Source organism: Streptococcus sp. C300 (assembly GCF_000187645.1).
Taxonomy (GTDB): domain Bacteria; phylum Bacillota; class Bacilli; order Lactobacillales; family Streptococcaceae; genus Streptococcus; species Streptococcus oralis_CQ.
On sequence record NZ_GL732469.1, the window covers coordinates 128,723 to 150,630 of the forward strand.

At 42.9% G+C, this 21,908-nt stretch carries 17 protein-coding genes; 10 read left to right on the forward strand and 7 right to left on the reverse strand.

The window, feature by feature from the left end:
- Together HMPREF0849_RS08365 and HMPREF0849_RS08370 are read right to left on the reverse strand one after the other, a co-directional pair.
- On the reverse strand, positions 1–5,021 hold a 5,021-nt coding region (locus tag HMPREF0849_RS08365), incomplete at its 3' end, for an alpha-L-fucosidase (RefSeq protein WP_009013732.1).
- A 344-nt stretch (positions 5,022–5,365) separates the two neighbouring features.
- The gene (locus tag HMPREF0849_RS08370) at positions 5,366–5,842 is read right to left on the reverse strand and encodes a glutathione peroxidase (RefSeq protein ID WP_000205057.1); all 477 of its coding nucleotides are present in this window, start codon (positions 5,840–5,842) and stop codon (positions 5,366–5,368) included.
- A 201-nt stretch (positions 5,843–6,043) separates the two neighbouring features.
- Here HMPREF0849_RS08370 and HMPREF0849_RS08375 point away from each other — a divergent pair, with 201 nt between their 5' ends.
- Genes HMPREF0849_RS08375 through HMPREF0849_RS08400 form a run of 6 tightly spaced genes read left to right on the forward strand, consistent with a single transcriptional unit; the run spans position 6,044 to position 10,162 of the window.
- Positions 6,044–6,322: a TIGR04197 family type VII secretion effector gene (locus HMPREF0849_RS08375; RefSeq protein WP_000108757.1), complete on the forward strand. Its 279-nt coding sequence runs from the start codon at positions 6,044–6,046 to the stop codon at positions 6,320–6,322.
- Positions 6,319–6,678, forward strand: coding sequence for a DUF3958 family protein (locus HMPREF0849_RS08380; protein ID WP_000039828.1), 360 nt, complete (start codon positions 6,319–6,321; stop codon positions 6,676–6,678). The genes HMPREF0849_RS08375 and HMPREF0849_RS08380 overlap by 4 nt, the downstream gene beginning before the upstream one ends.
- Positions 6,668–8,305 carry a T7SS effector LXG polymorphic toxin gene (locus tag HMPREF0849_RS08385; protein WP_000510505.1) on the forward strand — a complete coding sequence of 546 codons (1,638 nt, stop codon included), beginning with the start codon at positions 6,668–6,670 and terminating at the stop codon, positions 8,303–8,305. Before HMPREF0849_RS08380 ends, HMPREF0849_RS08385 begins: the two co-directional genes overlap by 11 nt.
- A gap of 10 nt (positions 8,306–8,315) precedes the next feature.
- A complete protein-coding gene (locus HMPREF0849_RS08390) occupies positions 8,316–8,930 on the forward strand; it encodes a TipC family immunity protein (RefSeq protein ID WP_000719275.1) in 615 nt (204 codons plus the stop codon).
- Positions 8,931–8,934: 4 nt separating this feature from the next.
- A complete protein-coding gene (locus HMPREF0849_RS08395; protein WP_000721853.1) occupies positions 8,935–9,540 on the forward strand; it encodes a TipC family immunity protein in 606 nt (201 codons plus the stop codon).
- Positions 9,541–9,544: 4 nt separating this feature from the next.
- Entirely contained in the window at positions 9,545–10,162 is a 618-nt protein-coding gene (locus tag HMPREF0849_RS08400) for a TipC family immunity protein (RefSeq protein WP_000721850.1), read from the forward strand.
- A gap of 113 nt (positions 10,163–10,275) precedes the next feature.
- On the opposite strand, the gene HMPREF0849_RS08405 is transcribed toward HMPREF0849_RS08400, so the two are convergent.
- Genes HMPREF0849_RS08405 through HMPREF0849_RS08420 form a run of 4 tightly spaced genes read right to left on the reverse strand, consistent with a single transcriptional unit; the run spans position 10,276 to position 11,914 of the window.
- Entirely contained in the window at positions 10,276–10,815 is a 540-nt protein-coding gene (locus tag HMPREF0849_RS08405) for a DUF3278 domain-containing protein (protein ID WP_000711220.1), read from the reverse strand.
- A 12-nt stretch (positions 10,816–10,827) separates the two neighbouring features.
- On the reverse strand, positions 10,828–11,151 hold the full coding sequence (locus tag HMPREF0849_RS08410) for a hypothetical protein (RefSeq protein ID WP_000838134.1): 324 nt from the start codon (positions 11,149–11,151) through the stop codon (positions 10,828–10,830).
- 10 nt (positions 11,152–11,161) lie between these two features.
- Positions 11,162–11,704 carry a DUF3278 domain-containing protein gene (locus HMPREF0849_RS08415; RefSeq protein ID WP_000712411.1) on the reverse strand — a complete coding sequence of 181 codons (543 nt, stop codon included), beginning with the start codon at positions 11,702–11,704 and terminating at the stop codon, positions 11,162–11,164.
- Between the two features lie 15 nt (positions 11,705–11,719).
- Positions 11,720–11,914 (reverse strand): helix-turn-helix transcriptional regulator, encoded by a 195-nt coding sequence (locus HMPREF0849_RS08420; RefSeq protein ID WP_001082470.1) that lies wholly within the window; start codon positions 11,912–11,914, stop codon positions 11,720–11,722.
- 162 nt (positions 11,915–12,076) lie between these two features.
- Here HMPREF0849_RS08420 and rsmH point away from each other — a divergent pair, with 162 nt between their 5' ends.
- Genes rsmH through mraY form a run of 4 tightly spaced genes read left to right on the forward strand, consistent with a single transcriptional unit; the run spans position 12,077 to position 16,596 of the window.
- Entirely contained in the window at positions 12,077–13,027 is a 951-nt protein-coding gene (rsmH, locus tag HMPREF0849_RS08425) for a 16S rRNA (cytosine(1402)-N(4))-methyltransferase RsmH (protein ID WP_000159431.1), read from the forward strand.
- Positions 13,028–13,037: 10 nt separating this feature from the next.
- Positions 13,038–13,355 (forward strand): cell division protein FtsL, encoded by a 318-nt coding sequence (gene ftsL / locus HMPREF0849_RS08430; protein WP_000840795.1) that lies wholly within the window; start codon positions 13,038–13,040, stop codon positions 13,353–13,355.
- Between the two features lie 3 nt (positions 13,356–13,358).
- Entirely contained in the window at positions 13,359–15,614 is a 2,256-nt protein-coding gene (gene pbp2x, locus HMPREF0849_RS08435) for a penicillin-binding protein PBP2X (protein WP_000816035.1), read from the forward strand.
- A gap of 1 nt (position 15,615) precedes the next feature.
- Positions 15,616–16,596, forward strand: a complete 981-nt coding sequence (gene mraY, locus HMPREF0849_RS08440) for a phospho-N-acetylmuramoyl-pentapeptide-transferase (protein WP_000625783.1) — start codon at positions 15,616–15,618, stop codon at positions 16,594–16,596.
- A 69-nt stretch (positions 16,597–16,665) separates the two neighbouring features.
- Here mraY and HMPREF0849_RS10375 read toward each other — a convergent pair whose 3' ends face one another.
- The gene (locus HMPREF0849_RS10375) at positions 16,666–21,789 is read right to left on the reverse strand and encodes an SIALI-17 repeat-containing surface protein (RefSeq protein WP_000716122.1); all 5,124 of its coding nucleotides are present in this window, start codon (positions 21,787–21,789) and stop codon (positions 16,666–16,668) included.
- Between the last annotated feature and the right edge of the window lie 119 nt (positions 21,790–21,908).

Sequence of the window (21,908 nt, forward strand, 5' to 3'; positions counted from 1 at the left end):
TGAGCTGCTTCGAGCTTGCTGATTTGTTCGAGAGCAGTTTCAAGTGCTTTGTTGACTGCTTCCTGAGTCTTAGCTTCTTGGATGGCAGCAATGGCTTGGTCAGCAATTGCTAACAATTGCTTCTTAGCTTCCTTGTTGGATCCAAGCTCAGCGACTTTTTTCTCGATAGCTTTTGCCAAGCTGTCCATAGCCTTATCGTACTCAATTTCCGGTTGTTTTGGTTGAGCAGGTTGTTCAGGTTGATCAGGTTTAGAAGGTTCTTCAGGCTGTTCAGGTTGATCTGGACTAGGTTCCTCTTGCCCTCTTTGATAGTTCTCGTCCTTGGACAGGATATCTTGTAAGGCGCTGACAGTCAACATGACTTCTTGAACATCCACTGCATCAGCACTGAGTTGGTTTCTCAATTTTTCTAGATTTGCTTGGAAAGCTTGACGTGCAGTAGCTGTATTTTTCAAACCTGCTGGATCAAAGTTTGACAGATCATCTTTCCATTTAGAGATAGACTGGATGATATCTGCCTTACTGTAGAGTTCACTGCCTTCGCCACGAGTGATGAATTGGTCTACCTGGATACCGATATTTCGAGACAAATCGTTTCGATCAGGATCGAGTTGAAGGGTGACTGCGTGCAAGTTTTCGTCCAGACCTTTTAGGCTAACCAGAGTTTGATTGCCTTGGCGTTGGGCAGCGTGACCGCTAAAGTATTTCTTACCATCAATAGTCGAAGCATTTCCCATACCCTCTTGGTAAGGAACTTCTTTGCCGTCGAGGAATACCTTGTAGATACCATGATTTGGATCGACATAGCCCTTGATATCAAGTCCAGTACCGTAGAAGTAGGCTGTGACAGTTGTCTTTTTCTTTTGCTCATCAGTTAAGCGACCAAAGGAAGCCCAAGACTCCGTCTTTTGGTATTTGTCTGCCGAATTGGTTTCATGGTGCCAGCCAGGACTGTAATCCAACTGACTAGCTTGGTCATCATAACTTGTTTGGTCCTTGATCAGCAATTCAGCTTTCATCACTTGGATGGTTGCATCGGTAGCAAAACCGAGCAGGGCACCATCAGTGACAGAAGTGAGCTTGGCTTTGAAGTCAAAGACAGAGTCGGCTTGTTCAGTAAAGTCAATCGTTGGGATGGTCACAGTCTTTTCTGTTTCTCCATCTTCAAAAGTCACATCTTGAGTTGTATCTTGGTAAACTTTACCGTGAACCCCAGTTCCAGGTTCTGTGATGAAGCGAACAGTAGCAGCTCCCTTGCTTCCACCAACACGTTTAATTTTAACAGTGACTGGTTTTCCTTTTTCGACTTCGTAGTTAGTAGACTCGAGTTCAAACATCCCTTTACTATCATTGTTTAGGGTGTAGATTCCTTCTGTAGCAATTGGTTCGCCTGTTTTATTCACGAGGGTAATAGTGTGTTGGCCAGGTGCTAAATCGCCTGTCTCAAAGACTTTTTGGCTACGTTTACGGCTAGCGTTCTTAGTTTGGACATCGGCAACCTTTTGACCATCAACGTAGACAGACATTTCTCCATGACCTGGGTCGACTGTAGAGACGACATAGGCCTTGGTTCCTGTGAAGGTATAGCTTACTTTGGCATCTTTTTGATTGGTCCACATAGAAGTGCCACGAACACCTTCAGATTCATTGTACCAAGTTGTTCCGGCTGTATCTGCCGTTGTGTTTGAGTGGTATTCAAGTCCAAGAGGGTAGCCATCAGTCTTTTCAATGCTGCTTGGTGTCTTGTAGACTGAGAAGTTGGTCAAGATTGGAGTTGCTTGAGCACCGGTGATGGTTACACGGATTTTTTGTGCTTCTACAGGCTTGCCTTGAACCAAGCGACGGTAACCAACGGTCGAACCTTCGCCGTATGTCACCCAACGTCCGTTGATTTCGACTTCAATCTTGAAACCAGAGATACGTTGACCTTTGGCGATGTCTTCCTTGAGTTCAACGACATCAAAACGTCTCTTTTGTCCTAAATCGACTGTAAAGCTACCGGTTGTGGCATCATTTGAGAGCGCCCAGCTGGTGTCATCTTTACCGTCTGTGAGGTGGCTTTCTTTGTAAAGGTGGTTTTGACGAGTCGAACTTGCTGTTACAGTGGCACCTTTGGCAAAGTCAGTGGCATACATTTGGTCTAGGGTTGCTTTGAACTCCTTCAAGCGAGCCACATCTGCATCTGCGAATTTTCCTTCTTTATTTGGTGGAATATTGAGAAGGAGTGGGGTTCCACGACCAACGGACTTGAAGTAGATATCCATCAGCTCTTTGAGTGATTTCGGCTGTTGATTGTCATGGTAGAACCAGCCTGAACGGATCGAAACATCAGCTTCCCCTACAGAGTACATATCACCATCAGGGTCACCATGGTTGAGGTATTCGTTTTTCACATCGTCTGTGATGTTGGCTCTTTTAACTTTATGCCATACAGGGTCACCTGCGATTCCCCGTTCATTTCCGATCCAGCGAACACTTGTCGGTTGAGCAGAGAAGATAGCGATATCCCCTTCGGCTTCTTTGATGTATTTGAACCATTCATCAAAGGTATAGGTTACTTTTTGGGCACCGCTACCACGCGCACCGTCCATCCAAACCTCGATAAATTTCCCTTTATTACCGTATTTTGGATTACCAAGGATTTCTTTCAGCTGGTTGAGATAGTATTGGTTGTATTCTTTTTCGGTTGCGACATGGTATTTAGGATGGTTGGCATCCCATGGTGAAAGGTAAACACCCATATTCATGTCATACTTGCTAGCAGACTTGGAAACTTCTTCGAGAAGGTCACCCTTTCCATCTTTCCATGGGCTAGCAGCTACGGTATGGTTGGTGTACTTAGATGGGTAAGCAACGAAACCATCGTGGTGTTTAACAACCATAATGGTTCGTTTGAAGCCCGTTTCCTTCAGAGTGCGAATCCACTGGTCAGTATCCAAGTTGGTTGGATTGAAGTATCGAGTGTCTTCTTTCCCATTTCCCCATTCAGAATTGGTATAGGTGTTCATTCCGTAGTGGATGAAAGCTGCCAATTCTTCCTTGTGGTAATCGAGTTGAGCCTTGCTTGGAAGAGGTCCATGATTACCAATCTCAGTTTCTTTGTCTTCTGGATGAGCGACTGGTGGAGTCGGTGTCGTTGGATTGGCTGTATCAGCGATTGGCTCGTATTCAAAGACGACCTCATTCACCCCTTTTTGCTGGATGGTTGCTTCCAGGCTAGTCTTGACTGGACGGTAACCAGTAATGTCTTTTGCATGGAAGGTGTTGACAAAGGAAACGTCATACTCTTGACCGTCATTGTTATCAACTGTCGCTTCCGCTAGTTCAGTAGTGGTTCCTTTTTGACGGTAGTAAACTTTGAAGGAGCCTTTGTTAACTTTATAGACCACCTTGATGACACGTGTACCGGCAGGCGCTTTGCTGACAACATTGTGATCTTCAGACCAAGTATCCTTTAGTTGTTTATTGACTGCTACGCCATCAATGGATACAATTTCGTATTTGTCTTTATTCTTCTGATAGAAGTCCGTCTTCTCGATTTCTTTTTTGAAATTATAGTCAAATGGCGAATCAACAGCTGTCTGTTCGATAAAGGTGTCATTATCTTTGACAGGATTTCCTTCTTCGTCTTCGTGTTGGATAACCACACGACCGTATTCAACTCCCTTGGTCAAGGTAGCGATCCCATCTTGGTTGAAGGAATATTCGTTGCTTCCGATAACAGCTGTTTCGTTCCGAAGCATACGCCCTTCATCAGTAAAGTAGTAACGATTTCCGTTGTCTCCCTGGTACCAGCCTTTCACACCATACTTGGCAATCATGTCCTTAACCCATTTCAGTTGTTCAGGTGAAAGGACGAGTCCGCCACCAAAGCGATCCTTTTCAGCGACACCATTGTCAACGGTTCCGTGTTGGTGAACACCCAGAACTTTTCCTTGGCTATCGACAATCCCGCCACCAGACAAACCAGATACAGAAGTGGTTTTGTAGGTGATACCAGTCGTTCCCTTATCATCATAGGACTCAACAGATCGGATGGTCCCATCTGCCTTGTAAAGCTGACCAGCTAGGATAGGTTGTTTCAGTTCTTTTGAGCTCGAGTCAGTTGGGTAGCCAATCGTACTGATGGCTTCTCCCGGCTGATGCGTCTTGTGATCCGCTAAAGGTGCAAAGGTTGCTTCTTTGTTTGGGCTAGCAATTGGAAGAGGAATAGGAGCTTCTACAAGAGCAAGGTCGTTTTTATAGCCTTTTCCAAACTCTTTCTTATTCCAGAAATGGATGTCTTTTTCTCTGAATAAAACCGTAGTTCCAGAAGATGGTAGTGAGTTTTTCTTTTCGCTGTTTGAACCAACGTTATAGTAGAACTGGGCAGATTTTCCACCACGAATATGGCCTTCGCCAGTTTCTTTATTGGCTTCTAGGAAGTTATGAGCGACGGTAAGAATCAAATTTGGTGCAACAAAGATACCAGATCCTGAAACGAGGTAACGTTGCTCTCCTGCATTGTAAGTGCTGTAAACCATAGTAGCAGCAGTAGCAGGTTGCCCCTCGTAGTTGATGTGTTTGAGGTCTTGTCCACCGTTAATGATGGCACGGTTTCCGTTCTCAGTTTCTTTTGGAGCTTCTTCCTTGTCCTTTAGAATGCTCTTAGTTTCTACTTTTGGACTAGCTTTTTGGTCAACGATAGTAGTCGTGTCGAGTTCTTTGACAGGTGTGTCTGGATAGGCACGGTCCTGAATTTCTTCAGGGAGCAAATCAGCACTGCTGGTATCGGCAGCAGGTGTTTCTTGTTTTTCGGTCTCTACTCGGCCTTCTTCTTTGACTGGTTCACCCTTCCTTTTCTCTATATCTGCGACTTGTTCAGTTTGATGATCTAAATTGGATGTTGCGGTAGGAGACGTTTCGTCTGCACGTACGGTTCCAGAAGCAAAAAATGCCAGTCCGACGATGACAGAGGCTACGCCCACAGTTAACTTCCGAATGCTAAAAGTTTGCCCTTTTTCAAAAAGGTATCGATTCATAATATACTCCTAGTTTTTAGAAAGGCAGTCAGCTACTGCCCAAGCCCAAGCTTAACTTGGTTGCATCTTTATTTTACGATAAATAAATTCTCTGATAATTTGTAAACTCCTTACCCCCTATTTATAAAGCGCTTTCATTTTAAGATAAAAAAATTTAAAAGGCCATTTCTCCCTTAAAATGACTCAAAGTTTTTAATATAACAAATATACTAAATTAATGAAAGAATTGCAATAGCAAAAAGCAAAAAAATAAATATAAATTAAAGAAAATCAGTTACTTTTTAAAGAAAAAACGCATCCTTTCAGGGCTCAAACTAAATAAAAGGATACGTTTTAAAAAGAAATTAAAGTATTTTTTGAAGAGACTCTTGGATGGTTTGGGGGTCTGTTTTGGAAGAGAAGCGCTCAAGGACTTGCCCATCTCGGCCAATGAGAAACTTAGCAAAATTCCATTCGATTCGTTTTCCTAGTGGACCAGCTTTCTGGTCTTTTAGCCAAACATAAAGAGGATCTGCTTCCTTGCCGTTGATCTTGACCTTGGCAAAGCGAGGGAAAGTTGTCTGATAGTGTAGGTTGCAGAAGCTATTGATTTCCTCTGCGCTGCCGGGTGCTTGTCCCATAAACTGATTGCAAGGGAAATCTAGGATTTCAAAGCCCTGATCTTGATAGCGCTCATAGAGTTCTTGAAGTCCCTGGTACTGGGGCGTTAAACCACATCCTGTAGCAGTGTTGACAATCAAGAGAACCTTGCCACGATAGCTCTCCAGGGGAGTTGCTTGGTTATTTTGGTTTAAAACGGAAAAATCATATACACTGGTCATGAGGGCCTCTTTTCTTTTTCTACATTGTAACAGTTTTTACTATTTTCGTCGAGTCGGATGAGAGAAGTTGTTGAAAAAATACACAATTGTACATAAATCAGGACAAAATGATGCTCCTTTTGTGAAACATGGTATAATAGGCCTATATAGCTAAATGAAGTAAACTTATCACAAGGGAATGGGAAAAAGGATGAAACAGTCATGTCAACAGTAAAAAGTGATCTAAATCTTGCGCAAACATATGCGACTCAGCTTAAAAATGCTTGTCAATCGTTAACAGCAATCGCTGCGGCTAGTCAAGATGACCTAACGACCCTTCAAGGGAATAACAAGGCTCATCAATGTCTGACAAAGGATCAAAATCTAGCTAGTCAGATAACAGCCGCTGTCACCCTAACTTCCGAACGACTTCACTCTGTAGCGAGTGATTTTGAAGCGCTAGATAAGGCTGCGGCCAATGGTTTTGGGAGTCATACATGAGCAAGTTAGATGAGTTGAAGAAAAGAGAGCGGGAACTCTTGTACCAGCTAGAAGACAATGGAAAAGAGAACTACCGCACCAAAGCACTGATAGAAACCTTTGAAGGATATGATAGAGCTAGCCACCGTTATCAAAGTGATTTGTGGGAGGCGGCCTATCAGAGCCGATATGCAGGGCAGTTGGAAGAAACGCTCCTGCAAAGAAACCAACTTAAAAACCAAATCTTTGAGGACCTCAGCTATCACATGGATGATTTGAAAAAAGAAAAATTCCGGTTAGAGGGAGACTTAGATGAGGTTTACTATGAAAGACGTAAGGAACTAGAAAGAGAGGAGGAGAAACGACATGGGCATTGATATGTACCTGGAACAATCACAACTACAAAGTTCGAGTGTAGCAACCATGTGCCAATCTCAGGTGGAGTCTTATCAAGACTTGCAATCAGCCATTCAAAAGTTTTCAGAGGATACAGAGAGTCTAAAGGGCGACGCTTATGATTCGGCTAGAAGTTTTTTTGCAAGTGTCCTACTGCCCTTGAGTAAAGGGGGACAACTCTATGCCGAAACCTTCTCTCAAGCTATCAAGAAATTGCCAGAAGACTACCAAACGATGGTCGACAGCAAGAGTTGGCGGGAGGATGATCTGCTTGATAAGATCCGCCAGGAAGAGCAGATGATCGCCTATCTAGATGAAGTCAACCAATCTCTTTCTAGCTTGACCATGGATAGTGAAGAAAAGGGAAGATTGAGACGTAGCAATGTGGAACTTATGCGAGGACATCATGCGAATAAACGCGTCTATGAAACGATTTTGAAAGACCTGCGTGCCTATGATAGCTACTCAGGAGGGTTTTTCGATGAACTAGACAGTATCGATGTGCAGTTGAGTCGTGGACTAGCTCAGATTGAAACGAGCTGGGATGCAAAAACAGGGGTCTTTAAAGTCCCATCTGACCTGACTTGGGCCAACTACCTGACTGCATATTCTGACACAAAGGATATGAAACTCAGTCGTCAAGAGAAGGCCTTTGTCCAGACCATGATGGCAGAATACGGCTTTGATGCAGAGACAGCCAAGCAGCTCCTGACCATCAAGCAAGGGATAGACAAGAAGTTCCCAACCTCTAGTCAAGAGTTCCGTGACTATATCTTTTTGCGAGTCGTCGGTGCAGCGTCTTACAACGAATCAAAGTGGGATGAGACTGCAGGCTATTTAAAAAATTATTTTTATGATGAGGTTGTTAGTAGTCCATCTACAGTTGAAAAAATGAGAGTAGAAAAACCACTTTTTGAAATTTTTAAAGAATTGGGATTGAAAGAAGAAAAGGCCAAAGAACTGTATTATAACCTTAGATTGCAACATGAGATGGCGGGTGGGAAAATTGATAATATAGAAAAAATAAAAGAAAACGAAATTGATTATAATAATGCCAAGTTTAAATACGAAAAAGTTTATGGTACTTCAGGTAACTTTGACCAATTTTGGGACAGTAAGTTAAAGGCCTACTCTAACAATGGAGCTGGCCATGCAGACTTTACCCATCAATCCATTACTATGGCTACTCATCTAAATCCTAGCAGTTTTCAGTTATCTGATATCTATGGCGGTAGAGAGCATGTCAAGGATCTTTCGGGATGGGAGGGAGACACGACCTTTAACGCTAATGATATGAAGCCAAGCATCGGCGAAGATGACTACAAGGCAGACCTAGACTCGGTCAACCTTATCGGTCGGATACAGAAGGGGCAATCCTATGACCAAGCTATATCTTCTTACTATGCTGACCTTCAAAAAGACTCCTCTCATAGAGAGAAAGAATTTTTGAAAAATAAGGATTGGAAAGAGGTCAAAGGCACAATCTATGCAGGGGTAGCGCCTGGGTATATACTGAGAAAGGGTGAGGCATCTATTAAAGAGTATATTGAGGAAAAATACCCAGAAGTATCCACATTTTTAAATCGTTTAGAGGCTGTGGCAGATTAGGAGGATGATGATGAAAAAAATATTCAGTTTAGTAGCGGTAGTCGTACTAATTGTATTATCCTGTTTCTACTTTTTTATCCGTCAACCTAAAAACATTTTTGATGAGATTTACCAAGAAACTGAGAAAACCTATCGAACAAATAATATTTTAAGGCATATAGATGGCTTTGAAATTAGTCCAGGTTGGCCAAGTGATGGAGAGTATTCTAAATATTATCCGTTTGGAACCTATAATAAAGACCATACCCCAGAAGAGTATTTTGAAGTAGAAATTAGTTTTAATTTTGCTACAAAAACACAGTTAAGTTCAATCTCATTTGAAAAGCGAATCGGGCCAAACGTTAGAGTTCGCTTATGGAATAAATATATTCGTAAGGATCGTGTTTTGAAAAAATTTGTCAAAATAGGTTTGAAGAAAGCAGATACGGAAACTTATATCGAAGATGAGGCCCAAGTGAAATCCTACCTAGAGCAGTATGGTATCACTGCCAAGGATTTGGATTCTTACTACGACGAAATCGTAAATCAGAAAGTCCTGAAAGATTGGTGCTCCATTTATGACAGCAAGTATTCACCAAGCAACTATGGCGATGTCAAGATTGAAACCCAGTGGGAGAATTGGTGATAGCATGAAAAAAATCCTCGGTCTAGTAGTGTCTTTCGTACTAATTGTATTATCCTGTTTCTACTTTTTTACTAGACAACCTAAAAACATTTTTGATGAGATTTATCAGGAGACGGAGAAAACCTATCGCACAAATAATATTTTAAGAAATATAGAAGGTTTTGAAATCGATGATGTCTGGCCAAGTGATGGAGATCATTTTAAATATAGCCCTTTAGGAAAGTATAAGACTCCTCCAGAGGATTATCTTGAACTGAGAGTTGGATTTAATTTTGAGAAAGCGTATAGTAAACTGTTTGTTTCATTTGAGAGAAAAATAGCTGATGGTACGAAGCTATGGATGGTCAACAAATATAATCCAAATACTAAAACAATCACAAAGTCAATTCAGATTGTGATATCAGGAAATGAGGATAGTTATATCGAAGACGAAGCTCAGGTGAAATCCTACCTAGAGCAGTACGGTATCACTGCTAAGGATTTGGATTCTTACTACGACGAAATCGTCAACCAGAAAGTCTTGAAAGACTGGTGTTCGATTTATGACAGTAAGTACTCACCAAGCAACTATGGCGATGTCAAGATTGAAACCCAGTGGGAGAATTGGTGATAACATGAAGAAAATCTTAGGTTTAGTAGCTTTAGTCGCAATAATCGTATTATCCTGTTTTTACTTTTTTGTGCGTCAACCTAAAAACATTTTTGATGAAATTTACCAAGAAACAGCAAAAAATTATTTGGGACATTATAACTTCAAAGACTTAAAAAATGTGACAGTAAAAAATCGAAAGCTTTATGATTCGAATATGAATGAAACGGATAAGTATGAATCAATAATAACATACGATGATTCTTCTCTTGGAAGCGATGTGAAGAATTTAGAACTACGGTTTAATTTTGATGGTAGTAGTAAAGGTGTAAATATTTGGTTTGAAAGATATGCTAACTCAGGAGAAAAAATTAACTTTGTTATTCATTACGAATTTAATAAAAAAGTATTAGTTAAAAAAATTCTGATTTATGAAAATAGATCGGAAACTTATATCGAAGACGAAGAGCAAGTAAAATCCTATCTAGAGCAGTACGGTATCACTGCCAAGGATTTGGATTCTTACTATGAAGAAATCGTAAACCAAAAAGTCTTGAAGGACTGGTGTTCCATTTATGACAGTAAATACTCGCCAAGCAACTATGGCGATGTCAAGGTTGAAACCCAGTGGGAGAATTGGTGACGAGGGTCAGTAGATATTTTGGAAAATATCCTATGAATTGAAGTGGGAATCCCACCTAGAACGAACTAGGTGGGATTCTTTGCCTATAAAATGAGAAATTAGCGAATCTTGCTCTATTTTTTAACGTGTTCCGATAAAAAGGCGTAGGCCATGGTTCCAAAGATGGCACCAATTCCCAAACCTAAGACTAGTAAAGGGAGCGTTTTATCGAACTGGGAGAGATTGTCCCAAAAGGTATCGAGGGGAAGATGCTGAACAAAGAGTTTGTGAAAGGCTAATAAGACAAACAAGCCAATTGGAATGCTGATGAATACACCCCAACTACGAACGTTAATTTGACTTTTGCTGTAGCTTTTGTGATGGATTTCGGACGGGTCATCCTTGTCTAAATGTAAGTTGCGAACTGCTAGTCTCGCCCTAGATGAGAGGACGAAGATAAGTCCAAAATAGAGGTAGGGCATAGCATCTCGAACCAACTCTATGAAGCGTCCAAATAGGAGATAGAACAAGAAGAGTAGGAGGGAGGAGTAAACGATTTGGATCAAGGAACGCGCACAAGCCCTGTAGATCACCTCTTGGCGGCATTCATCAAAGGGGCCTTGTATGTGAAAGAATAGTTTGAGTAAGCGAGTGGTGAAATCTTCTTTTTTCATGGGAGTAATCTCCTAAATCAACTGTTTTTGATCTACTTCTTTAACTACTTGATAAAAGTTATAGAAGTAGGCCAAACTTGAAATGATGGTTACGGCTAGGAATATTGGTAATTTCCATTGGGTGGGGTTAGTTAAAAGCTGTGGCAAGGATATGAGGAGAAAGAAGAGCGCGGCGTTGAGGCTAGGTATCCGTTTTGATTGGATTTTTTCCAGTCCTTTATTGAGCGCAGGAAGAAAGAGGAGTAAGAGTATTAAAACTGTATGAGATATAGCTCCTGAAACAAGGGCGATGGTGATAAAAACATGACTGATCAGTAATCTTGCTAGTGATTTCATAAGGCACCTCCTAGTCGTCTTCTTGGTCTTTCTTTGCTTTTCGAATGCGAAGAGAGACGATAATTTGTATGGTCACTCCGAAGAAGAGGGTAGCTAGGATAGTTGATACAAAATGCCCTGTATTTAAAAGAGAACCAAGATAATCCTTGCTATCATCTGTGAGAGTATTAAGAAATGGTATTCCAAAGAACATACCTAGCCCATAGATCAGACCCGCTTTTAGACCCGGAAAATGTAGCTGTTTACTTTCTTTCTGACTCAGCATTTCGGGATCAATAGCTGTGATGCCCGTTTTCTTGGTTTGAGAGACCACATAGAGGGCAACCATCATCGAAATGCCAAACACCACGAGAGGATAGCCGATAGCGACAATTTGTGGGTATTTATAAGCAAGGACAAAGGGGATGAGGTTGCCAAATATCATGAGATAAAAGAGAACGATAAAGACCTGATTCCCGATACGATCGGCCTCGCGCCGTTTGTGTTCGTCAAGGGGGCCAGAAATGCCGTATGTGCGTTTGATGAGTTTGTCAGTGAGAGTTTCTTTTTTCATTTGTTTGCTCCTTTTTTAAAAATCGTCTTCCCAAAAGAGACTGTTGAGGTCAGTTTGGAGGCTGCGGGCGAGGTTGAGACAGAGTTCCAGGGTTGGATTGTACTTGTCGTTTTCAATCATGTTGATGGTCTGTCTCGAGACACCGATATCTTTGGCGAGCTCGAGCTGAGAAATGCCCAGTTCCTTGCGGAATTCTTTCACACGATTCATAGGGTCTCCTTTCTGATGTGTCGTATATATTTGACTATATTGTATTCTTTTGGAGATGAGATGTCAAGTATATATGACATATTTTTGAGAATTTTTTTCGAAGAAACTTAGCCTTGTCTGACAAGTGCAAGCTGGTCAGATTTGTGGTAAAATAGATAGGATATGACAAAAGAATTTCATCATGTAACGGTCTTGCTTCATGAAACGATTGATATGCTTGACGTAAAACCTGACGGTACCTACGTTGATGCGACCTTAGGCGGAGCAGGCCATAGCGAATATTTATTAAGTAAATTGAGCGAAAAAGGGCATCTCTATGCCTTTGACCAGGACCAGAATGCCATTGACAATGCGCAAAAAAGGTTGGCACCCTATATCGAAAAGGGGATGGTAACCTTTATCAAGGATAACTTCCGTCATTTGCAGGCACGTTTGCAGGAGGCTGGTGTCCAGGAAATTGATGGAATTTGTTATGACTTGGGAGTGTCCAGTCCTCAGCTGGATCAGCGTGAGCGTGGCTTTTCTTATAAAAAGGATGCGCCACTGGATATGCGGATGAATCAGGAAGCTAGTCTGACGGCCTATGAGGTGGTCAATCATTATGACTATCATGACTTGGTTCGGATCTTTTTCAAGTATGGTGAGGATAAGTTTTCTAAACAGATTGCTCGTAAGATTGAGCAAGCGCGTGAGGTGAAACCAATTGAGACGACGACGGAGTTGGCAGAGATTATCAAGTCTGCCAAGCCTGCCAAGGAACTCAAGAAAAAGGGGCACCCTGCCAAGCAGATTTTCCAGGCTATCCGAATCGAAGTCAATGATGAGCTGGGTGCAGCAGATGAATCCATCCAGCAGGCTATGGACATGCTGGCTCTAGATGGGAGAATCTCGGTCATTACCTTCCATTCGCTGGAAGACCGCTTGACCAAGCAACTATTTAAAGAAGCTTCAACAGTGGAAGTTCCCAAAGGCTTGCCCTTCATTCCAGATGACCTTAAGCCCAAGATGGAATTGGTATCCCGCAAGCCAATCTTGCCAAGTGCTGAAGAGCTAGAAGCCAACAACCGTTCGCATTCAGCTAAGTTGCGCGTGGCTAGAAAAATTCACAAGTAAGAGGAAAAACATGGCAGAAAGAATCGAAAAAACAAGCCAGTTATTGCAAACGAAGTTTAAAGGTTTTTCACGTGTGGAAAAGGCCTTCTATGTTTCGATTGCTGCAACAATGATTATCCTGGCAATTAGCGTTGTGTTTATGCAGACCAAGCTATTACAAGTTCAGAATGAATTAACTAAGGTCAATGCTCAAATCGAAGAAAAGAAAACAGAGCTAGACGATGCCAAGCAAGAGGTCAATGAATTGATTCGTTCAGAACGTTTGAAAGAGATTGCAAACTCTAAGGATTTGCAGTTGAATAACGAAAATATCCGAGCAGCGGAGTAAGAAATGAAACAGTGGAAAGAAAAAATCATCCGTTATGCCGTTCGTAACCGTAAATCTCCAGAAGAAAACCGCCGAAGAGTAGGGAAAAGCCTGAGTTTATTGGCTGTCATACTCTTCGCTGTCTTTTTGGTCAACTTTGCGGTCATTATCGGAACGGGTAAAAAATTTGGTAAGGACTTGGTTCAAGAAGCAAACAAGGTCCATCAAACAACCAAGACGATTCCTGCAAAACGGGGAACCATCTACGATCGTAATGGAACGCCTATTGCTGAGGATGCGACTTCGTATAATATCTATGCCGTTATTGACAAGACCTACAAGTCAGCAACAGGCAAAATTCTCTATGTAGAGGATTCTCAATTTAATAAGGTAGCTGAGATTTTCCATAAATACCTAGATATGGAAGAGTCTTATGTCAAAGAACAGCTTTCTCAACCAGATCTAAAACAGGTATCCTTTGGTACCAAGGGAAATGGGATCACCTATGCCAATATGATGGCTATTAAAAATGACCTAAAAACTGCTGGCGTTGAGGGGATTGACTTTACAACTAGCCCTAACCGCAGTTATCCCAATGGACAGTTTGCTTCTTCCTTTATCGGTTTAGCGCAACTCCATGAAAATGAGGATGGCACCAAACGTTTGATTGGGACATCTGGATTGGAGAGTTCTTTAAATAACATTCTGGCGGGTACAGATGGGATCATCACCTATGAGAAAGATCGTCTGGGAAATATTGTTCCGGGTACAGATCAGGCTTCCCAACAAACGGTAGATGGAAAAGATGTCTACACAACCCTTTCTAGTCCCTTGCAATCCTTTATGGAAACCCAGATGGATGCCTTTCAGGAAAAGGTAAAAGGCAAGTACATGACGGCGACCTTGGTCAGTGCCAAAACAGGGGAAATTCTCGCAACAACGCAACGACCAACCTTTGATGCCGATACTAAGGAAGGAATCACTAAGGACTTTGTTTGGCGTGATATTCTTTATCAAAGTAACTATGAACCAGGATCAGCCATGAAGGTCATGACGTTAGCTTCTTCTATTGATAACAATACCTTCCCAGGTGGAGAATACTTCAATAGCAGTGAATTAAAAATAGCGGATGCGACGATTCGAGATTGGGATGTTAATGATGGTTTGACTACTGGTGGGATGATGACTTTCTCACAAGGTTTCGCTCACTCCAGTAATGTTGGAATGAGTCTACTTGAACAAAAAATGGGAGATGCTACTTGGTTGGATTATCTCAATCGCTTTAAGTTTGGGGTGCCGACGCGTTTTGGTCTGACTGATGAGTATTCAGGTCAATTGCCTGCAGATAATATTGTTAATATTGCCATGAGTGCATTTGGTCAGGGGATTTCTGTAACGCAGACCCAGATGCTACGTGCTTTTACAGCCATTGCCAACGATGGGGTTATGTTGGAGCCAAAATTTATCAGCGCCCTCTATGACCCAAATGACCAGTCTGTCCGTAAGTCTCAAAAGGAAATCGTCGGAAATCCTGTATCAAAAGCGGCAGCATCCTCTACTCGGGATCACATGGTCATGGTCGGAACAGATCCTGTCTATGGTACCATGTACAACCATAGCACAGGAAAGCCTAATGTCAATGTTCCAGGTCAGAATGTTGCCCTCAAATCAGGAACTGCTCAGATTGCTGATGAGAAGAATGGGGGCTACCTAACAGGTGAAACCAACTATATCTTCTCCGTTGTGTCGATGCATCCTGCTGAGAATCCTGACTTTATTCTCTATGTAACGGTGCAACAGCCAGAGCATTATTCAGGTGTTCAGCTGGGAGAGTTTGCCAACCCAATCCTTGAGCGAGCTTCTGCCATGAAAGAATCCCTCAATCTTCAGTCAACTGCCAAGAACTTGGATCAGGTCAGCAAGACGACAAGCTATGCTATGCCGGCTACCAAAGACTTTACTCCGGGTGACCTAGCAGAAGAATTGCGCCGAAACCTGGTCCAACCAATTGTTATCGGAACAGGAACCAAGATCAAGGAACTCTCGGTTTCTGAAGGAGATAATTTGGAAGCCAATCAGCAGATCTTGATCCTGTCAGATAAGGTCGAAGAAATGCCTGATATGTACGGCTGGACAGATGAAAATGTGCAAACATTTGCTAAATGGCTGAATATAGAAGTCGAGTGGGAAGGTAGTGGCAAAACGGTCAAGAAACAAAGTGTCCGTGCCAATACAGCCCTCAAAGACATTAAAAAAATGAAAGTAACTTTAGGAGATTAAGATGATTAGTTCCATTAGTGCTGGAATTCTAGCCTTTCTATTGACCTTGATTGGCATTCCAGCCTTTATCCGATTTTATCGAAAAGCACAGATTACGGGTCAGCAGATGCACGAGGATGTCAAACAACACCAAGCTAAAGCTGGGACTCCAACCATGGGAGGTCTTGTCTTCCTTATCGTTGCAGTAGTTGTGAGCTTTCTTGTCGCTCTCTTTACCCAACAATTGACCAACAATGTAGGCATGATTTTGTTTATCTTGGTGTTGTATGGTTTGGTAGGTTTTCTGGATGATTTCCTCAAGGTCTTTCGTAAGATCAACGAAGGCTTGAATCCTAAGCAAAAGCTTGCTCTCCAGCTCCTTGGAGGAGTGATTTTCTACCTCTTTTATGAGCGTGGTGGCGACATGCTTTCAGTCTTTGGCTACCAAGTACATCTGGGTATTTTCTATATTTTCTTTGCCCTTTTCTGGCTAGTTGGCTTTTCAAATGCGGTGAATCTGACTGACGGGATCGACGGCTTAGCAAGTATTTCAGTGGTGATTAGCTTATCGGCCTACGGTGTGATTGCTTATATGCAAAATCAACTGGATATCCTTCTTGTGATTCTTGCCATGATTGGTGGTTTGCTAGGTTTCTTCGTCTTTAACCACAAACCTGCCAAGGTCTTCATGGGAGATGTAGGAAGTTTGGCTCTTGGTGGGATGCTAGCAGCAATCTCTATGGCCCTCCACCAAGAATGGACCCTTTTGTTGATTGGGATTATCTATGTCTTTGAGACAAGCTCTGTTATGATGCAGGTTACCTACTTCAAAATTAGTGGTGGAAAGCGTATTTTCCGTATGACGCCTGTTCATCACCATTTTGAACTTGGAGGATTCTCAGGCAAGGGCAATCCTTGGAGCGAGTGGAAGGTTGACTTCTTCTTTTGGGGAGTTGGACTTCTAGCAAGTCTCTTGACCTTAGTCTTTTTATACCTACTGTAAAAATAATTTCTGATTACAGAATAAAACAGGATGAAGGGAATCTTCATCCTGTTTTTGTGTGCTTAAAGGTTAGTTGGAGTCATCCTTTCTTCCTTTTAACATAAAAGTGGCTGTAAGGGCTAGGCTAAGGCCTGCTAAGAAGAGAAGTGGGTTGGATGCTTCTCCTGTTGCTGGAAGTTCTTCTTTAGGAGAATGATTTCCAGCTTTAGCAAGACTCGGACTAGCTGAAAGTTGTTCAGCCTCGTGTGCTAAGGTTTCTGCATCTGAAGTACTTGGTTTTTCCTCAGTGTTAGAGCTTGTTCCAGTAGCTTGATAGACGACAGCATAGGTACTGAAATGATTAGTGATGAATTCTACCTTTCCGTCTTGAACGGTGAAATCAAGGGCTTGCAACTCCTTGGTCGGAGTGATGTAGTAGATGTTTTCTACGCTAGCTGAAATAGGCAAGCGAACCAAGACAGAGCCTTTTGGCTGCAAGCTATGATCGGTTGGATCTTTAAGTTGTAGGTCGTAAGCATCATAGGTTTTACCAAAGAGTTCTTGAGCTAGGACACGTCGGCTAGAGATGTGAGAAATTCCTTCTAGGTCACTGGCTCCACCGATGATTTCTACTCCAGTCTCCTTATCTTTTAAGACTTGAACTGGATAGTCAGGAAGGCTAAGGCTTGGAGCGGCCTGATCTCCGCTAGTTCCGATAGGTTTGGTGTATTCAGGTTTTTCAACAGTAGGAGTTTCCTCTTGACCTGCTGTTCCGATAGGTTTGGTGTATTCAGGTTTTTCAACAGTAGGTGCTTCCTCTTGACCTGCTGTTCCGATAGGTTCGGTGTATTCAGGCTTTTCTACAGTAGGAGACTCTTCTTGCCCCGCCGTTCCGATAGGTTCGGTGTATTCAGGCTTTTCTACAGTGGGTGGCACTTCTTGCCCTGCAGTCCCGATAGGTTTAGTGTATTCAGGAATTTCAACAGTAGGAGCTGGTTCCTCTCCCTTGCTTGTAGTTGGTTGCTTCTCGTCAACTTTCTTTTCATCCTTTTTAGTAAAGACGGCTACGATAGGGCTGCTTGTGGTAGTACCTTGAATGGTATAAGCTTCAATGGCATTTCCAGCTTTTCGATTGGTTTCGTCAGGGATTGGGATTTGAACTTGATTGTCTTGGATTGATAGGATAGTCTGATCTCCACTTGTAACCAGATGCGTTTCATCCACCTTACGCAAAACTAGAGGATCTTTGACTCCTGGGAAGGTCACTGCGATGGCTTCCCAATCTCCAGCTGGTAGGTTTAAGGAAATGGTTTTGTCATTTTCCTTAAGAGGCGCAATGCTCGGGCTATCTATACCAACAGCAGGAGCTTTGATGATATCAAAGGAGTCTAGAGAGATTTTCTTGCGACCTTCTGGCGAATCTGGGTCAACTTGTAATGTCAGGGTGTGCGGACCGTCAGTAAGATTTGTAAATTCGCCAATAAAGGCCCTCTTTTCAGTTGCACCTGACGTGTAGAAGTCTAGACTTGGCATTTCTTTGCCATCTAATGTAACACGTGCTCGTCCAAGAGCAAGGCTCTTCAAACCATAGATACGAATGCCTGTCCCTGTAAAGGAAATGGTTGCCTGAGCTTCTGAAGTTACACTAGGGTCGCTGTTGTTGATGTCAGCGTATTTTTCCGTACCTCCGTAGAGTTCAGGGTCAGACCAGTCCTTAAACTGGGAACTATACTGGATGCGCGAATCACGATCATCCATTTTTTCAATCGTATTGCCTGTTCCTGCTAGGATCTTGAAGTAGTCTAATGAAATTTTTGAGCGCTCACTACCACGTCCTTTGTGCTCACGTTTAACACTAAGAGTCAATGTGTGAGGTCCGTCAGATAATCCTGCGAAGCGACCGATGAGACTACCTTTTTCAGTTGCTCCAGCAGTATGGAAGTCAAGCTCCCCGACCTCTTTGCCATCAATTTTAGCAGTGGCAAGACCTAATTCAGACGATTTCAGTCCATAGATTTCGATACCAACGCCAGTGAAAGGAATGGTAGCAGTGATGTCTTCGTCTGTGTAGTCTCCTTTTGAAAGGTCAGCAAATTTCTCTGTTCCTCCAAATAATTCTGCGTCTGCCCAATTTCCAAAGGCAGCTCCGTACTGGATACGGCTATCTCGGTCGTCCATCAACTCGCTATAGGTTTCGACAGTGGCCTGTTCAGAAACTTGTGTGGTAAGCTCGCCCAGCATAGCCTTGACAGTATAGGTGTAGGCGAGTTGAGGATTGAGTGATCGGTCAATAAAGTGGGTTTGATTGGTTACAAATTCTCTGGTCGCAGAGGTTTGGCCAGTTTCGTCTTTCACTTGTCTTTGGATGACATAGTGGGTAGCGCCTTCTACTTGGTTAAAGGTGAGTTCGGCAGTGACTCCATTTTGTCGAACGGCTGTCAGACTGGTTACACGACCAGGGAAGTGTTCAAAGGTAATGACGTCACCTTTTTGTGTTGCCAGTTGGATGCGATTGTTTTTGAGAATCGTTGCCTTGACTGGCTTGCCATTGACCTTGATCTGACTGGCTTCGATATTTGGATAGTCTACAATTAGGTCTCCACCGACATTTGAAAGGAAGGACAAGCTTTGCAGGTTTTTATCTTTCCACTTCATGCTGACTTCAAAGTTTCCTCGAGCAACCAAGCCAGAAACCTGACCGTCTTTCCAAGCATCAGGAAGAGCTGGTAAGGGTGCAATATAGCCTGTATGAGATTGGAGAAGCATTTCTGCCATCCCACTGGTTGCTCCAAAGTTTCCGTCTATTTGGAAAGGCGCGTGCGTATCCCAAAGGTTTTCTAGAGTTGAGTACTTGAGCTGTTCGGCGAGCAAGCGATGGGCACGGTTACCGTCCAGCAGACGAGCCCAGAGATTGATTTTATTGGCCTTAGACCAACCAGTACCACCATCTCCACGGTGGTTCAAGGTAGCACGCGCAGCCTCTAAGTATTCAGCCTGGTCCTTGCTAAAGAGCGTACCTGGGAAAAGACCAACTAGATGGGAAACGTGGCGGTGGTGATTTTCAATCCCTTCATTGGTGAATTGGGGACTGTCCTCTTCGTACCATTCCTTGATGCGTCCTTCATTGTTGATGTGAAGGGGTTTTAGTTTGTCAAATTTAGCCTTGACCTCTGTGACTAAGTCTTGGTCGACATTCAGATGGTTGGCGACTTCCATGTAGTCGTGGAATAGCTGCCAGACTAGCGATTGGTCAAAGGTATTTCCGATGGTAATGGTCCCGTGTTCTGGTGAGTAGGATGGAGAAGACACCCAACGGTCGCTGGCCTTGTCATAGTGCAAGAAGGAGTTCCAGAACTTAGCGGTTTCCTTGAGCATTGGATAAATCTTTTCTTTGAGATAAGTCTCATCCTTGGTAAATTTATAATAGTCATAGACATTCTGCATCATCCAAGCGTTAGCAGCCGGAGACCAACCCCAATAGTAATTCCAGCCTGGAGTAGTCCAGCCAAATGGTGTCGCCTGAGTGTGGACCAGCCAACCATTTTCTTGTCCGTCTTTGGATTCGATACCTGCGTATTCCTTGGCAGCGATACGGCCATAATAGCGCATGTCATCAATGTAATTGATCATTGGCTTGGCAGTTTCAGCAAGGTTGCTCATGTAAGCTGGCCAATAGTTCATTTGCAAATTGACATTGAGGTGGTAGTCAGCGTTCCAAGGTGGATTGTCTACAGCGTTCCAGACTCCTTGGAGGTTGGCAGGAAGAGCATCTGTCCGATCACGAGACGAACTGATGAGTAGATATCGGCCATATTGGAAGAAGAGTTCTTCCAATTTTTGCCCTTTTTCTGGGTTATAGCCTTGAAGGGCCTCTTTTGTCGTTTGAGTAGTCTTGGTTCCGCCTAGATTTAGTTTAACGCGGTTAAAGAGACTTTGATAGTCCTTGATATGGGCCTTTTTAAGTGTCTCGTAGTCTTTGGACTTAGCTGCTTCGACAATCCCTTTAACTGTTTTTTCGAGGTCAATGTCTTTTCGATAGTTGGTTTTTGGATTCTGAGCAAAGTTAGTCTTGGCACTGAGATAGAGGGTTGCATAACTTGCGCCTGTGACGGTTAGAGTTTCGTCCTGAACAGTCACCTTTCCGTCCGTTTTAATTCCTAGATAGGATGCAAATTGGAGGCCGTTATCTTTGACAGTTCCCTTTAGAAGGATTCCGTTTGCATCTGTAGTGACATGACCATTCTTATAGTTGGAATATTCCCAAGAGTAGTTGCCATTAGCAAGCAAGTCTTCTGTCAAGCTGTTCCAAAGGGTAAAGTCAAGTGTCTTGTTTCCTTTTTTGGTCAAGTGGGTTACAGTGACATCATCAGGATAACTGGAGAAGGTTTCGCGTTTGAAGGTCGTCCCATCTTGGGTGTAAGAAGTGGTCGTAGTGGCTTCGGTGATGTCTAGATTACGATGATAATCAGTTACAGTATCTAGTCCTTTCTTCTGGTTATTAAAGACCATGAAGATATCTCCAAAGGCTAGGTAACGTCCATACTGGGCGTTGTTTGGTCCAACTAGATTTTGTTCAGCTAGCTGTTTTGCTTTTTGGCGGTCACCAGCTTCGAGGGCTTTACGTATCTCTGCTAAGACCTTGTAGCGATCCTTGTAGTTTCCTCCGTTATAGTCGGTGCTATCAGGTTGTGGTCCTCCTGACCAGAGGGTCTTTTCGTTGTACTGGATTCTCTCTTCCCCAATGAGTCCGAAAACCTTGGCTCCCATTTCTCCATTTCCGACAGGAAGGGCTTGTTTTTCCCATCCATCATAGGAGGGAGCTGTTGGTTGATCGTAGTTGAGTTGATAGTTTTCTTGCTTTGTCACCGGCTGATCTGCTTTTTCAGGTTCCTTATTTTCTTTGGCTTCAACAATGGCTTCTTCACTAGCTTGACTATTTGTCTTTTGAGTCTCGTTAGCTGGCTTGCTTTCGGAAACTACTGGACTTTCGGCTAGAGACGGATTTGTAGTTTCAGTCGCTTCAGCTGCTTTGGGTTCACTATCAGGCTTAGTGATAGCTTCGACAGAGGTTGGTTCAGTTTGCTTGACCTCAACACTGTCTGCAGCTACAGTATGGTTGACTAGAAAAATAGCCCCCAGCAAAACAGAAGCAGTCCCAACCGTCAGCTTGCGGATGCTATAGCGACAGGATTTCTCCCAAAAGTGTTTTTTCATAAAACCCTCCTTTGTTTATTCGAAACCGCTTACATTTTATGAAGCAGTCCCGTTTAATTTGTTTCTATTTATCTCCTCACTTCCCATTCTAATGGTCGTTTAGCATTTGTCAAGAGCTT

Bases quoted from the DNA above. Each gene is read 5' to 3' on its own strand.
- HMPREF0849_RS08370 (WP_000205057.1), bottom strand. From the start codon at position 5,842: ATGACCAGTGTATATGATTTTTCCGTTTTAAACCAAAATAACCAAGCA.
- HMPREF0849_RS08375 (WP_000108757.1), top strand. From the start codon at position 6,044: ATGTCAACAGTAAAAAGTGATCTAAATCTTGCGCAAACATATGCGACT.
- HMPREF0849_RS08395 (WP_000721853.1), top strand. From the start codon at position 8,935: ATGAAAAAAATCCTCGGTCTAGTAGTGTCTTTCGTACTAATTGTATTA.
- HMPREF0849_RS08390 (WP_000719275.1), top strand. From the start codon at position 8,316: ATGAAAAAAATATTCAGTTTAGTAGCGGTAGTCGTACTAATTGTATTA.
- HMPREF0849_RS08380 (WP_000039828.1), top strand. From the start codon at position 6,319: ATGAGCAAGTTAGATGAGTTGAAGAAAAGAGAGCGGGAACTCTTGTAC.
- pbp2x (WP_000816035.1), top strand. From the start codon at position 13,359: ATGAAACAGTGGAAAGAAAAAATCATCCGTTATGCCGTTCGTAACCGT.
- HMPREF0849_RS08415 (WP_000712411.1), bottom strand. From the start codon at position 11,704: ATGAAAAAAGAAACTCTCACTGACAAACTCATCAAACGCACATACGGC.
- HMPREF0849_RS08420 (WP_001082470.1), bottom strand. From the start codon at position 11,914: ATGAATCGTGTGAAAGAATTCCGCAAGGAACTGGGCATTTCTCAGCTC.
- mraY (WP_000625783.1), top strand. From the start codon at position 15,616: ATGATTAGTTCCATTAGTGCTGGAATTCTAGCCTTTCTATTGACCTTG.
- HMPREF0849_RS10375 (WP_000716122.1), bottom strand. From the start codon at position 21,789: ATGAAAAAACACTTTTGGGAGAAATCCTGTCGCTATAGCATCCGCAAG.
- rsmH (WP_000159431.1), top strand. From the start codon at position 12,077: ATGACAAAAGAATTTCATCATGTAACGGTCTTGCTTCATGAAACGATT.
- HMPREF0849_RS08400 (WP_000721850.1), top strand. From the start codon at position 9,545: ATGAAGAAAATCTTAGGTTTAGTAGCTTTAGTCGCAATAATCGTATTA.
- HMPREF0849_RS08385 (WP_000510505.1), top strand. From the start codon at position 6,668: ATGGGCATTGATATGTACCTGGAACAATCACAACTACAAAGTTCGAGT.
- ftsL (WP_000840795.1), top strand. From the start codon at position 13,038: ATGGCAGAAAGAATCGAAAAAACAAGCCAGTTATTGCAAACGAAGTTT.
- HMPREF0849_RS08410 (WP_000838134.1), bottom strand. From the start codon at position 11,151: ATGAAATCACTAGCAAGATTACTGATCAGTCATGTTTTTATCACCATC.
- HMPREF0849_RS08405 (WP_000711220.1), bottom strand. From the start codon at position 10,815: ATGAAAAAAGAAGATTTCACCACTCGCTTACTCAAACTATTCTTTCAC.